This window comes from Rheinheimera metallidurans (assembly GCF_036983985.1).
Lineage (GTDB): Bacteria > Pseudomonadota > Gammaproteobacteria > Enterobacterales > Alteromonadaceae > Alishewanella > Alishewanella metallidurans.
The window spans coordinates 1,015,237-1,029,695 of the sequence record NZ_JALAHQ010000001.1; the positions used below are offsets into that span (position 1 = coordinate 1,015,237).

Sequence of the window (14,459 nt, forward strand, 5' to 3'; positions counted from 1 at the left end):
GTTAACAAATTGATAGAAAACACTAAACCCGGCTTCGGCCGGGTTTGTATTAGCTAGTGTAAAGTAGTGGGAGCCGGCTTAACGCTGGCGGAACACGATACGGCCTTTCGTTAAATCGTATGGTGTTAACTCTACGGTTACCTTATCGCCAGTTAAAATACGGATATAGTTTTTACGCATTTTACCTGAAATATGAGCGATAACGACATGGCCGTTTTCCAGTTCAACTTTGAACATGGTATTTGGCAGGGTATCCAAAATGGTACCTTGCATTTCAATTACGTCTTCCTTCGCCATTCAGCGTACTTGCCTCTTAATATTGGATGAACCACAAAAAAACTGCGCAGATTGTGCCGAAATCATCGGCATAAGTAAAGCAGCATGCGCTTTTTTAACCAAATGAATGCCATTGTCCCTGAATAAAGCGTTGTTGCGGCATAAATGCAGCCTTATAGGCCATTTTTTGGCAGGCATCAACTTGATAGCCTAAATATAACCATTGCTTTTGGTTTTGTTTAGCATATTGCAATAAATATAAAACCGCTAAAACGCCCGGTGAAAACGCACTGATCTCGGGTGCAAAAAAAGTATACACCGCCGAGTATGCGTCGCTAGTTTCATCGACCACAGTTACACTCACCAGTTGCTGGTTATAATACTGTTCTAATACCCGTACGTTTAACCATGAGCAGTTTAGCATTGAGCTTAGTTGTTCAGGCGTTGGCGGAAACATACTGCCGTCGGCATGTTTATGCGTAATATAATTAGCAAATAGCGGGTAGTAATCAGTATTGGTGAGTTTAACTAATTGATGCTGCCAGTTATGACGTTGGGCTTTGTTAAGTATCCGCTTTTGGCTGCGGCTTGGCACAAATTCGTTATAGTTTAGCCGTACCGAATGACACGCTTTACAACTAGGGCAGTGTGGTGTGTACACTTGTTCACCGCTACGACGAAAATTTAACTGCATTAGCTGCTGATAAAGCGCGGCGCTTAAAGGCTGGTGAGGCAACAAAAATACCAGTTGTTCTTGTTGCTCTGGCAAATAACTACATTGTGCTGGTGCGGTTAAACCAAATTGCAGTTCATGCATGCGATTTATCTAACCAAATAGTTTTAGCTTGCCAATGCGCCGTTGGTGTAGATAACTGACGATATTGCTGAAGTAACCGAACATAGTCTGCACGAGGCATGGGAATAACGCCTAATTGTAATAAAAACGGATTCACCAGTTGGCAATCTATCCAGCCGTCAGCTACTTGTTGCAAATGTTGTTGTAGTGCAATTAACGCTAGCTTAGCGGCATTAGGTATGAGATTAAACATAGACTCACCACAAAATAACTGGCCAACGAGTACGCCGTATAAGCCGCCAACTAATTTATCTTGTTGCCACACTTCAATGCTGTGTGCATGGCCTTGCAAATGTAATTGTATATAGGCTTGTTGTATCTCGGGTAAAATCCAGGTGCTGGGCTGTTTAGCTCTTGGTGCCGCGCAGCTGGCTATTACGTCAGAAAATGCGCGATTAACACTAAAAGTAAGATTATAGCGTTGAAGTTGTTTTCGTAAGGTGCGGTTTAGTGTCAAGGTATTGGGTGCAAATACCGCCCGTACAGAAGGGCTCCACCAAAGTAGCGGATCACCTTCACTAAACCAAGGGAAAATAGCTTGGGAGTATGCACTGATTAAGCGTTCAGTACTAAGGTCGCCACCCATAGCAAGTAAACCGTCAGGTTCAGTAAGCGCACGATGCAACTTGGGAAAGCTAACATCGTGTGCTGATAACGCCGGCAGATAAATTGCCATGGTTAAATTACTTGTTAAGTGCGTCCAAATACCGCTCGGCATCCAGTGCTGCCATGCAACCAGTACCAGCCGAGGTAATGGCTTGACGGTAGATATGGTCAGACACATCACCAGCAGCATAAACACCTTCAATGCTGGTTTGGGTTGCGTTACCTTCGCTGCCTGAATGAACCTTTAAGTAACCGCCATTCATTTCTAATTGCCCAGCAAAAATATCGGTGTTTGGTTTGTGGCCGATGGCAATAAATACACCTTGTAGCGCTAATTCTTCGTCAGTTTCGCCATTTGTTGATTTTAAACGTACGCCAGTAACACCCATATCGTCGCCTAGCACTTCATCAAGTTGACGATGGGTGTGCAGTATAATATTGCCGCTGGCAACTTTCGCCATTAGGCGGTCTACCAGGATTTTTTCTGCTTTAAAGCTATCACGACGGTGCACTAGATGCACTTCAGCGGCGATATTAGATAAATACAATGCTTCTTCTACCGCTGTATTACCGCCGCCAATAACAGCAACTTTTTGGTTGCGATAAAAGAAACCGTCACAAGTGGCACAAGCTGAAACGCCGCGGCCACTAAACGCTTGCTCTGAGGGTAAACCGAGATATTTAGCTGATGCACCAGTGCAGATAATTAAGGCGTCACAAGTATAGGTGCCATTGTCGCCAGTTAATGTGAACGGACGCTGTTGTAAATTAACGGTGTGAATATGGTCAAACACAATTTCGGTATTAAAGGTTTCAGCATGTTCACGCATCCGCTCCATTAATGCGGGGCCCGTTAAACCGTGCGCATCACCTGGCCAATTTTCTACTTCTGTAGTGGTTGTCAGTTGGCCACCTTGTTGCATTCCAGTAATTAGCACCGGTTTTAGGTTAGCGCGAGCTGCATAAACTGCAGCGGTGTAACCAGCAGGACCTGAACCAAGAATAAGCAGGCGGCTGTGTTTAACATCAGACATGTATTTCTCCGAAAGCGACGCAATTAAAACGAGTTATGGTGGCAATTCTAAAAGAATGCAAGCCTAAGCGAAAGGCTTGGTGGGCATTTAATCCGCGCCGGTAAAATATGGAGGCGGTTGTGCTGCATTTTACGAAATGGTTAGCGCACTTTAGTGCGAGTAAAAAGTATTAAAGTAAACACTGAAAAATAAGTTAAAAAATTAACATAGGTAATTTTACATTTTTAAATTTTTATGTTGTACCTAATAAACTTATTTTGTTTCTGATAGTTATAATATTTTCCGTTAATCGGTCAATGTCATCTATTTGTAAAGAATTTATAAGGGCTTTGTGGTGGTATATCGGTTTGGCTCTGGTAGTTTCGTCTCAGCAGGATGCACTAAGTACAATATGTACGAAACGGATTCTAATAAGATAACTAATCAAGGGTACTACTAAGATGAAAAAGACGACAACAATGCTAGCTGCGGTATCAGCTGGTTGTTTTGCACTAAGCCTTACGTCAGTTGCTGTTGCTGAGGGCATGAAAAGCCCAGAAATACTGATCAACTTATCTGATTTGGTCGAAGTTGAACCAACTCAATATATTATCAAATTTAAAGAACCTGCTGCGCAGTTAAGCGCTGATACTAATGCAAAAGAACTTGCGTCTTTATCTATTGCTCGTGCGACACAAGCGTTACAAAAAGTAAATGTTCAGGCGATTTCACACCTTACTTTTGTTAATGCCAGTGTGGCGAAATTAACGCCTACACAGCTTAAACAGTTGCAAGCCGATCCTAATGTTGAATACGTAGAAGAAGATAGTAAGCGTTATTTAATGAATAACATTATTACGCCGATGGCTCAGTCTACGCCTTACGGTATTACTATGGTGCAAGCCAACCAAGTAAGTGACTCAAGCGCCGGTAATATTAAGGTGTGTATTATTGATACCGGTTATCAATCCAATCATGAAGATTTACCTAGCTCAGGTGTAACAGGTGCTGCATTTTCTGGCCACGGTAATTGGTATTCAGATGGCAACGGCCACGGTACACACGTTGCAGGTACTATGGTTGGTTTAAACAATAACAAAGGTGTAGTAGGTGTTATTGGTTCAGGCCAAGCAGGCGTGCATATTGTTAAAATATTCGACAATAATGGTGAGTGGACTAACGCGTCTAATTTAGTTAGTGCAATTCAATCATGTAAAGACGCTGGCGCTAAAGTCGTAAATATGAGCTTAGGCGGCGGCTCATCGAATCAGACTGAAAAGACTGCGATGAACAACTTCTACAGTAGCGGTATGTTATTAATTGCTGCTGCGGGTAACGGTGGCAATACGTCGTTTTCGTACCCAGCGTCTTATGATGCGGTGGTTTCAGTCGCAGCGGTTGATTCTAGCGCTAATTTAGCCAGCTTCTCACAACGTAACACGCAAGTTGAAATTGCCGGTCCTGGTGTGAACGTAAGTTCAACCTGGAATAATGGTGGCTATAACAGCATCAGCGGTACTTCAATGGCATCGCCTCACGTTGCTGGGGTAGCTGCGTTAGTGTGGAGCAACCATATACAGTGTACTGCACCACAAATTCGTAATGCGTTAAACAAAACCGCACAAGACCGCGGTGCGGCAGGGCGTGACTCATCTTATGGCTGGGGTATCATTAAGGCAAAAGCCGCGCACGATTATTTAACCAATAATGGCTGTAGTGGTAATGGCGGCGGCGATGGTGGCACACCTCCGCCAGAGGGCGGTGGTGCAACCTTCCCTAATTTATCAGCTAGTACTGGCCAGTGGTTAAGAGGCAGTTATCAGATCCCTTCTGGCGTATCGTCTATTAGCTTTAAAACGTCAGGCGGTTCAGGTGATGCTGACTTGTATGTCCGTTATGGTAGTGCACCCACGACAACTGCCTACACCTGTCGTCCATACCTACAAGGTAGCAATGAAATTTGTACTATTAGCAACCCGCAAGCAGGTACATGGCACGTCGGTATTCGTGCTTATGCAGCTTATAGCGGTTTAACTTTCAGTTATCAGTATTAATAGCTAGCTGTAAAAAGGGCCGGTTACCCGGCCCTTTTTTATTTAGGCAAGAACGTAAAAATACACAGCAAGAAAATGCAGAATACTGCCGGCTAAGACAAATAGGTGCCAGATAACGTGATGTAAATATAGTTTTTTCCAAGCATAAAAAATAACACCAACAGAATAACTAAGCCCACCGGCTAACAGTAGCAGTAAACCACCTATCTCAACATTATCTAACATTGGTTTAATTGCCAGCACCACCAACCAACCCATGCCTAAATATAAGCTAAGCGATAACTTTTTATATTTAAGTTTAGTGGCCAGTTCTAAGATTACTCCGACAAGCGCCACTGACCAAATTAAGGCAAATAACGCGGTCCCCCAGTCAGCACGTAAATTAATAAGTGTAAATGGGGTGTAGGTACCCGCGATCAGAATAAATATGGCTGCGTGATCTAATTGACGCAACTTGCGTTTAATTTCAATATTTGCAATCGAGTGATACAAGGTCGAGCTGCTATAGAGCAATACCAAGCTAACGCCATAAATAATGCTACTAGCATAATGCCAACTATCGTTATGCAGTGCTGACAGCCTAAGCATTGAAATTACGGCAAATACACTTAATATTGCACCAATACCATGGCTTAATGCATGTAGGCGCTCTTCAAACGGGGTATAAAACGTCGTGCTCATAAAGTTTACCATTGTTGTGTATGGCTTATTTTAGCATGACATTGTCAACTGCGACGCTGTTGTTGCTAGCAATTTATGGTTAGAATGCGCCATTTTCTACGGAGTTACTATGCATATTGCTGTGCAACCGCTGCTAATTATTGTTGGTTATGTCTGGCCTGAGCCTAATTCTTCTGCAGCCGGCTATCGTATGCTTAGTTTAATTCAATTATTTTTAAGTCAAGGTTGGCGTGTTATTTTTGCCAGTGCGGCAGAGAAAAGTACGCACCGTTTCGAATTAGAGCAACTGGGTGTTGTAGAGCATAGCATTAACCTAAATGACAGCAGTTTTGATCAGTGGATTACTGCCCAGACACCCAACGCAGTAATGTTTGACCGTTTTATGTTAGAGGAACAATTTGGTTGGCGTGTAGAGCAAGCCTGCCCACAGGCATTACGTATTTTGGATATGGAAGACTGTCATGCGCTGCGTGATGCTCGGCAACGTTGCTTTAATAGTGGTAATGAACTTAACCCAGATGCACTAAACTCTGAATTAGCGCTACGCGAAATAGCAGCTATTTATCGTTGCGATCTCACCTTAGTTATATCTGAATTTGAAATGCAATTACTGCAACAACATTACCGCGTGCCTAGCGCACTATTATGTTACTGCCCGTTCTTGCTTGATGATGCCGCAATGCAATCTGCGGCCGAAATAACTGAACAGCCAGATTTTGCTTTTTCAGCGAGACAGCATTTTATTGCGATTGGTAATTTTCGCCATGCACCAAATTGGCATTCAGTATTGTGGCTGCAACAAACAATATGGCCACTTATTCGCAAACAATTGCCTGAGGCGGAGCTATATATTTATGGTGCTTATCCACCACCTAAAGCCACAGCGTTGCATAACCCTAAACAAGGCTTTTTCATTAAAGGTTGGGCAGATGATGCCTGTGTCGTATTGCAGCAGGCCAGAGTGTGTTTGGCGCCGTTAGCATTTGGTGCGGGTTTAAAAGGGAAATTATTAGATGCTATGCGCTGTGGTACGCCAAGTGTTACTACCGACATTGGTGCTGAAGGTATGTTAGTTCTGGATGAGTGGGCAGGGTTTATTGCTAATGATAGTCAAGCATTAGCAGATGCAGCAGTGCGTTTATATCAGCAACAGGATACATGGCTGCGCGCACAGCAGTGTGGGTTTTCAATACTAAAAGAAAAATTTAGCCTAGCGCAACAGCAACAGCGTATTTGGCAACAGCTTAGCCAGGTTCAACAGCAATTAGATACCCATCGCCAGCAAAACTTCACGGGGCTAATGTTGCGACATCATGCTTATCGCAGTACTAAATTTATGGGGCAGTGGATTGAAACAAAAGCCCGTCTGGCTGCATTAACGCAGCCAGACTAGCGCTTTTTTAACGGCTACCGCGCGGCGCTCGCTGTCCGACACCAATGTGCTGTATCCACACTTTAGCGGCTACCTGACCATTGCCACTGGCTTTGGTTTTTGGTGCTTTAGCTGCAGGCTTAGCTGCGGTTTTGGTTGTTTTAGCTGCTGCGGCTTTCTTTTCAGCGGCAGGCTTAGCTTTAGCCTTAGCTGAACTATAACTAGCCCCAAGTTCTGCTAACTCAGCCAGACGAATGTTTTTGTCACCATCTACGCTAAACCAGCCTGGTTTTTGCTCCAGTTTCGGGGCTTTACCAAAAGCGGCTTTATAGGCTGCGGTAAAATCGGCAACAACCTGATCTTTATCCAATTTGGTCATATTGATCCTTAACAGACATTATTTGTGCATTTAGCTCGCTATTTATACAACATTTTGCCAGGGTAAGACAAATGTACCGGCATTTTTTGTTTGTTACAGTACAATAGTCAGTATTATCCACCATGGAATACTCGTTAAATGATAGTACGTGACCAGTTAGTTAAATTTCTCAATGATGAATTACAAGTTGATAAAATTCGCGACTACTGCCCCAACGGTTTGCAGGTTGAAGGTAAAGTTGAAATACGGCGGATTATTACGGGTGTAACGGCTAGCCAAGCTTTACTTGAGGCTGCAATTAGCGCCAACGCGGATGCAATTTTGGTGCACCATGGTTATTTTTGGAAAGATGAAGCGGCACAAATTACCGGTATTAAAAAAAAGCGACTGCAGGCATTACTAGCAAATGATATTAATTTATTGGCTTATCATTTACCGTTAGATGCACACAAAACCCTAGGTAATAATGCGCAATTAGGCGCATTACTAGGCGTCGAGGGTATTACTGCCGTTGCCGGTGTTGAACCAGCCGGCGTGTTGATGCAAGGCCAGTTTAAACAAAGCACACCGTTATTAGCGCTTAAACAGCAGTTACAACAGCTGCTAGGCCGTGACGTGTTGGTAAGTGACGCAGGTATTGGCGCCGTAACAACACTAGCCTGGTGTACTGGCGGTGGCCAAGGTTATATTGAACAGGCCGCAAGTGCTGGTGCGCAGCTATTTATTAGTGGCGAAGTATCTGAAAAAACCATTCACTTATCGCGTGAGCTGGGCATTCATTTTATTGCAGCAGGGCACCATGCTACTGAACGCTATGGTGTAAAAGCGCTAGGTGAATATATTGCTCAGCAGTTTGATGTCGACGTTGAATTTATTGATATTGATAATCCAGCATGAAACACAAAACCGATCGTAGCTTCGATGGTATCGCTGCTAAATTTCAAAAAAATATCTATAGCAGCACCAAAGGCAAGCTTCGCCAATTGGTTTTATTGCGCGACTTAGCTAGGTTAGATGTACTGCAACAGCCAAGCAAAATTTTAGATGTTGGCGCAGGGCAGGGGCAATTAGCGTTAGCCTTAGCTGGGCAAGGACACAGTGTGCATTTAACCGATATTTCGGCTGATATGTTAGCACTGGCTCAGCAACAAGCTGCTGCGTTATCTTTAACCCAAGTGAGTGTTGAGCAAATAGGGCTGGCTGATCTGGTTCGCACGCATTCACAGCGCTATCCGCTTATTTTGTGCCATGCCATGCTCGAATGGCTTGCCGAGCCTGAACTTGCTATTGCCCAGTTGAGGCAACTACTTGAACCAGGTGGGATGTTATCCTTAATGTTCTATAACAAAGATGCAAAACGTTTTGCTAATATTTTGTTTGGTAACTTTGACTATGTGGCAGCAGATTTTCAGGTGAAGAAAAAGGTGAGTTTAAACCCACAGCATCCATTAACCCCGGATGATGTATTGCGCTGGTGCCAAGCTGCGGGGTTTAAGGTAATACAAAAAACGGGTGTGCGCTGTTTTCATGACTATTTGCGCGACCGTGGCTTGCAGCACAGTCATTTTGACCAGCTACTGGCCCTAGAGCTGCAATACAACCAAATAGAACCTTACGCTTCCCTTGGTCGATATCAGCATCTAGTGCTAAAAGCAGACTAGTTAAATTCAAATTTATACAATAAGTCGACCGTATCATTTACGCCGGTTACCGCTTCTAGGTATAAGCTGCGCATTAGGCGGTAACGCAAAGTAAATTCACCCAAGGCATTAAAAATACCGTAACCATATTTTAATTGTAAATCTCGGGATAGGTAGCCGCTCACTGTAACTTGCGAGTTATCACCGGCGCCTGCGGTGTCTAAGGTTAAGTCTCTTAAACCGAAGGCTTCGCCCAGCTCGCCAACCACCTTGCTGCTAGATGACAATGTCATGCCAATTAGGCTAGTAGTAACTGCGTTACCGGTATCACCAGAGGTACTATCAAGATCACGACCCATTAATAAATAAGCTAAAGCATTAGCTTGGGCTTTTGCCGGCTCGGAAAAAATAACTACGCTGGGTTCATCGGCCGGGCCATTCACCCGGATCCCTGCAATAACATCATCCTCCATGTTGGCAGGATTACGAATAGCTTCGATATTTAAAAATGGTTGATCAGCAGGGCCGTTAAAGCTCATTTTACCTTTACGGATCAATAAATCTTGGCCATAAGCGCGAAAGGTTCCGTCTTGTAGAACCACTTCACCATTTAACACTAAGGCTTGTTGCGGCTGTTGTCGTACCCGTAAGTTACCTTTTAATAAGGTTTTTAAACCAAAAGCCGATAATTTAACCTTATTACCCAGTACTACATTGATATCCGTTTGAAACAGAAAAGTAGACTTTTCTTCAAATGGTAAGGGTTTTAACTGTTTATCAAGCAGTACTAAATCATCTGATATCTCTACCGCATTTTGCGGTAGGCTATCAATACTAATATTGGCTGACGGAATAGTAACGCTGCCGGTTAAACGCGTTAATTCTGGGCTGGCATGTAGCGTAAGATCAGGTGCTACTTTTAGCCGTGCCTGAGGCACCTGTAATTGCAGCTCGTCGCCTTTTATTCTAATTAACGCCTGCCAGTCACTTAACTCCTGCCAGCTTGCGTCGCCGCTAATATTAATTTCACCATTGGGTGTTTTTACCAAACCCAATAACTGTGCTTGTTGATCGGCAAAATTTAGGCTGATTTCGGCGTCATCAACATCAATAGGGGCTTTTTTACCTTTTACTCTGATTTTAGTTAAGGCTATTTCACCGTTTAATAATGGTTGTTGCAAACTGCCGGCAATGGCTAAGTTGCTAGAAAGCTGGCCGTTAAACTCGTTTAGTTCACCTAATAGCGGTTGCAATATATCTAAAGCGAATTGCTGTAATTTCACATGCCCTTGTAACTTATTGCCTGCATTTTGTAGCTCACTAACTTGAAGCTCAGCATTTAAGCTAGTGTCATCAGTAAAATTAACAGCTAATGTATTATTTAGCACGTCTCCACTTAGCGTGCTATGCAGTGTTAGCTGATGCCACGAAATTGCCATTGGGCTATTGAGTTGTTGGGTTAGCTTACCGCTGTTGCTACTAATATTAAGCGTTGCCTCGGGTAAATTACCTAGCTGCCAGTTAGCTGCCAGTGTTGCATCTAAGGCACCCTCAATAGAAAACTGGCTAGGCATAAAAGCGGTTAAGGTTGCTAAATTAAACTGATTAACATCCAGATTAAGCTGAATGTTTTTACTATTGGCGGTTAAGTTTTTACTTAGACAAACACTACTATCTTGTTGTTGCCAACAATGCGGCGCCATTACAAATTGTTGTTTAGGAATAGAAACCTGCATCGTTGTAGCTTGCGCTAACTGCCAAGTACCTAGCATGCTACTTAATTCTGCTTGCGTTAGCTGTCCTTGCCATTGTTGTTGATCATCGGACAACCCGCCATTCAGTGTGAGTTGGGCGTTATAGTCATTACTATTTAACGCAAAGTTCAATTGATGTTTTCGCTCACTGCCGTCGAGACTTAGGCTAATTTTGGCAATTTTTTGCTCTGCAAAAGAGGCGTTATTGGCACTGAGACTCAGTTTGGTATTAAGTTTTTTTGCATCGTCTAACCACAGCACTGAGTTTAGCGTTAACTGTTCCAAATCAAATTGTTGCCAGTGCATTTGTTTAGCAATAATTTCGCCATTAAGTCTAGGTAATGCCCTGGCGCCGGTAACAGTAAATCGGCCATCTAGGCTACCTTTAGCGTCATTTATTGATTGCTCTAATTTAGGAATATCGATCAGTACCGATAGCTGCCAGTCTTGTTGCAGTTTACCCGCGATAGCCACCGAGTTATCGGCATGATTTAGCTTAAGTCCTGGGGTATTTAATTCAATGTCTCCATTACCGCTAGTGTCGGCAACGGTCAATTTTCCATCAAGCGCCAGAGCATAATCACGTAAACGGCCATTTAAGTTAATACGTTCTAAGTTGAGCTGCCAGCTGTTGTTGTCATTAAGAGTACCTTTATAGCTTAGCTCGCCTTGAAGTTGCCCAGCATAGTCGGGCCAAAAGGTACCGGGTTGAATATTATTTAGCTTGGTTACACCTTGCCATTGCAGGTTATGTTGCCAATTTGCACTAGCGGTAGTTTGAATTTGGCCACTTAGCGTATCAATTAGTAGTTTATCAAGTGTTATGCCGTTTAAACCAACAAAACCGGTAAACTCGGTAGCCGCGCTCGGTATTTGGACGGCATTAATACTGGCGCGACCGCTAAAGTCGCTGCGTTGTAAATCACCGGCAAATGATAACTGAGTGCGTGACAAGCTAATGTCTGGCTCTGTGGCTAATAGTGGCCATTGCAGGTTGTCACTACTAATATCTAACTGGTGCGGAAGCTTTGCATCGAGTAGGTTAAGGCTTGCATTTAACGTTGCACTGACGGGCCCCAATGCAGTGATATCAAGTTGCAGTGCGGCTAAATTACCGCTGGCGTTAAGCCGCAATTGTTGCTGGTTAAAGTCGCCATTAATAACAGTTAACTCAAGTTGTGTTTGCAGTGGGTAGTCTTGTGCTGTCGTAACTTTTGCACTTGCATGCAAATTTGCTTGGCTGTGATGTATATCCAGCTGCAGTATATCCAGTTGCTGCTTTTGCCATTGTAGTGACAGTGCTAGTTTACTGATATGTTGCTGCTCGGTTTGCTGCTGTATCGTAAAGTCGGTTAACTCGAAACCATCAACAAATAAACTCAGTGGTAAACTAAAGTCGGGTAAAGTAGGCGGCTGATATGCAAAAGACGTATTACCAGTATCTGTATTGCTGTTATCAGCCAAATGTAATATCACCTGTTGCCATTGTGGCTGGGTAAGCTGCAGCTTGTTGCCCCAGACGTAAATCGCGGTATTAAAGCTATGCCAGTTTAGTTGGTTACCCATAATATCTAATTGGGCATCGTTAAGTTGCAACTGGGTTATGGTTATCGGCACTGGTAACCACAGGGGTGACATGGGCACAGCGGTAACGGCTGTTTCCGGTTCAGGCTCTGTTGCAGGCATAGTAAGTTGTATGCCGTTTAGCCCAAGCTTATCGACACAAATAGCCAATTTAAAAAAACAGCCGTTATTAAACGTTAGTTCAGCTTGTTGTAAAACTAGCTCCATACCCTGTTGCTGGTAGCGCACGTTATACAGGGTGTTTCCGCCTAGTACGCTACCTTGACTGCGCTCTATATTTAGGCCGTCGACAGCGGCTTCGGCTAGCCATAGGCTTAGGTGCAAGCCGGGTGGCGTATATAACATAACGCCAGTTAAGCCTAGTAAAACCAGTAATGGCAGTACTAGCGTCCAGTTCAGCCATTTTAGGCACTGCTTAGCAATGTACTTGGCGCGCTGTAACGTCATAGTTCTGGGCCCAAAGAAAAATGTAGCTGAAATTTTTGCTTGTCAACAGGTTCATCAATACCCCAGGCAAAATCTAAGCGTATTGGCCCAACAGGTGAAGCCCAGCGGATCCCGGCACCGACGCCTTGCACCCAATCAGGCTTGTCATCCCAGGCGCTGCCATAATCGGTAAAGGCCGCTAGCCACCAATCGCCAGTAATTCTGTATTGATACTCTGCGGTGCCTGTTAGCATATAACGGCCACCGGTGGTTTCGTTGTCACTATTGCGTGGGCCTACCGACTCATAACCATAGCCGCGAATACTATTATCACCACCGGCATAAAAACGTAGAGAAGGTGGTAAGTTAAGTAAAGTTTCCATTAAAATAGCACCACCATCTACGCGGGTAACAAAACGATGATTATCACTAAGGCTACCAATCCAGCCGGCACGACCGCGCAAACGAATAAAGCTAGCGTCAGAGCCCCATGCCTGATCGGATATCTCAACTTTTAGCGATAGTCTGTCAGCAGAATAGGGCATAGCACCGCCTTTTTGTCGTGTTCGGTTATAGCTGATCCCTGGCATAATAAGGCTAATGTTGTCGCTTTGGTCGGCTTGGACGAAATCTTCATATAGCCAACGCACCGATGCCGTACGATACCAATCACTGCTTAACAACCAATGCCTTTCTAGCGCTAAATTAGATTCTTTACGTGAAATACCGGTTTCACTGCGGTGGCGAAACCCCAGTTGTACTTGATAAAAATCGGTGGCGGCAGTTTGTAACGGTAACTTGTAGGCGCCTTCTATACTTTGTTCAGTTTCTGATATGGAAATATCAGAACGCAGACTATGACCCGAGCTATTTAGCCAAGGCTTTAGCCAGTTAAGCTTTAATCTAGGGCCGATATCGGTTGAATAGCCAATACCAGTTTCGATGATATTGCGTTTTTCAGGCTCTAAACTAATCGAAATCGGCAGATGGTATTGCTGTACGTTATCTGCATCACCTTCAACTAAAATAGAACTAAACCAGCCGCTAGCTGCCAGCGATTGATTTAATGTACCAAGCTTACTGGCTAAGTAATCGTCATTTTCTGCAAATGGAAGCATTGAATTTAGCCGCGAAGAATCTATTTGGCTGCCATTAAAACTGATAGCGCCAAACTTATAGCGTGGGCCAGCGTCAAAGTGTAAATGTACAAACGCCTGATTTAATTCCGGTGCCACCTCAAGCTTGGCTAGGCTAAAGTTAGCATTAAAATAACCATGGCGCAGAGCAAGGTTACGTAGCGCACTTTTAAAGCCTTCATATTGTCCGTGGTGTAGCACCTTGCCGACAACCGGTGCTTGCTCTTGCAACAACAATTGAAATTCGGGGTCGGTTACAGCATCGCCAAACAGCTTAATATCGGCTTGTGCAATCAGTACTGGCGCACCAGCTTGCACGTTAATAGTAATGGCATAAGGGTCGTCTGGGGATGGGTCGATACTGATCTGAGCCTGATAATAACCTAAGGCCTCTAACGCAATGCGCGTATCTTGTTCTAGCTCTTTATGAAAACGAAAACCGGGGCGAACATCATCTTCATGAAATTTTTTCAGATAAATATCAACGTTGTCTTTTAGAGCACCCGAGATGCCCTTAACCTGCAATTTTATCTGAGATTGAGCGCTTAGCGTAAAAGGTGCAAGTAACAGGAATAGCAGCACGGTGCTGTTCAGTAACCTGAATATCGGCATTAGTAATGTATTGTCCTGACAAAACGTGATAAGAAAAACAACGCTATTATGGCCCAAAGGCAGTGTTACT

At 43.8% G+C, this 14,459-nt stretch carries 12 protein-coding genes; 4 read left to right on the top strand and 8 right to left on the bottom strand.

Annotated features, from left to right (window positions below):
• Positions 1-78 precede the first annotated feature (78 nt).
• The 4 genes from infA to trxB all read right to left on the bottom strand — a co-directional run bounded on the left by infA (position 79) and on the right by trxB (position 2,772).
• Positions 79-297: a translation initiation factor IF-1 gene (infA, locus tag MN199_RS04785; RefSeq protein WP_008610216.1), complete on the bottom strand. Its 219-nt coding sequence runs from the start codon at positions 295-297 to the stop codon at positions 79-81.
• A gap of 94 nt (positions 298-391) precedes the next feature.
• Positions 392-1,093, bottom strand: a complete 702-nt coding sequence (locus MN199_RS04790; RefSeq protein ID WP_335738587.1) for an arginyltransferase — start codon at positions 1,091-1,093, stop codon at positions 392-394.
• Entirely contained in the window at positions 1,086-1,808 is a 723-nt protein-coding gene (gene aat / locus MN199_RS04795) for a leucyl/phenylalanyl-tRNA--protein transferase (protein ID WP_335738588.1), read from the bottom strand. The genes MN199_RS04790 and aat overlap by 8 nt, the downstream gene beginning before the upstream one ends.
• Before the next feature lie 7 nt (positions 1,809-1,815).
• Complete coding sequence (gene trxB / locus MN199_RS04800; RefSeq protein ID WP_335738589.1) at positions 1,816-2,772, bottom strand: thioredoxin-disulfide reductase; 957 nt, start codon at positions 2,770-2,772, stop codon at positions 1,816-1,818.
• Between the two features lie 440 nt (positions 2,773-3,212).
• Here trxB and MN199_RS04805 point away from each other — a divergent pair, with 440 nt between their 5' ends.
• The gene (locus MN199_RS04805) at positions 3,213-4,805 is read left to right on the top strand and encodes a S8 family serine peptidase (protein ID WP_335738590.1); all 1,593 of its coding nucleotides are present in this window, start codon (positions 3,213-3,215) and stop codon (positions 4,803-4,805) included.
• 42 nt (positions 4,806-4,847) lie between these two features.
• Here the strand turns inward: MN199_RS04805 and trhA are convergent, their stop codons facing one another.
• Positions 4,848-5,486 (bottom strand): PAQR family membrane homeostasis protein TrhA, encoded by a 639-nt coding sequence (trhA, locus tag MN199_RS04810; protein WP_335738591.1) that lies wholly within the window; start codon positions 5,484-5,486, stop codon positions 4,848-4,850.
• Positions 5,487-5,595: 109 nt separating this feature from the next.
• On the opposite strand from trhA, the gene MN199_RS04815 reads away from it, so the two are divergent.
• On the top strand, positions 5,596-6,879 hold the full coding sequence (locus MN199_RS04815; protein ID WP_335738592.1) for a glycosyltransferase: 1,284 nt from the start codon (positions 5,596-5,598) through the stop codon (positions 6,877-6,879).
• A 7-nt stretch (positions 6,880-6,886) separates the two neighbouring features.
• On the opposite strand, the gene MN199_RS04820 is transcribed toward MN199_RS04815, so the two are convergent.
• On the bottom strand, positions 6,887-7,237 hold the full coding sequence (locus MN199_RS04820) for a hypothetical protein (protein ID WP_132582907.1): 351 nt from the start codon (positions 7,235-7,237) through the stop codon (positions 6,887-6,889).
• Positions 7,238-7,375: 138 nt separating this feature from the next.
• Here MN199_RS04820 and MN199_RS04825 point away from each other — a divergent pair, with 138 nt between their 5' ends.
• Together MN199_RS04825 and MN199_RS04830 are read left to right on the top strand one after the other, a co-directional pair.
• A complete protein-coding gene (locus MN199_RS04825; protein ID WP_132582909.1) occupies positions 7,376-8,134 on the top strand; it encodes a Nif3-like dinuclear metal center hexameric protein in 759 nt (252 codons plus the stop codon).
• Complete coding sequence (locus MN199_RS04830; RefSeq protein ID WP_132582911.1) at positions 8,131-8,898, top strand: methyltransferase; 768 nt, start codon at positions 8,131-8,133, stop codon at positions 8,896-8,898. Before MN199_RS04825 ends, MN199_RS04830 begins: the two co-directional genes overlap by 4 nt.
• Here the strand turns inward: MN199_RS04830 and tamB are convergent.
• Positions 8,895-12,662, bottom strand: coding sequence for an autotransporter assembly complex protein TamB (gene tamB / locus MN199_RS04835; RefSeq protein WP_335738593.1), 3,768 nt, complete (start codon positions 12,660-12,662; stop codon positions 8,895-8,897). The genes MN199_RS04830 and tamB overlap by 4 nt on opposite strands.
• Complete coding sequence (gene tamA, locus MN199_RS04840; protein ID WP_207903152.1) at positions 12,659-14,389, bottom strand: autotransporter assembly complex protein TamA; 1,731 nt, start codon at positions 14,387-14,389, stop codon at positions 12,659-12,661. Before tamA ends, tamB begins: the two co-directional genes overlap by 4 nt.
• Positions 14,390-14,459: the final 70 nt, after the last annotated feature.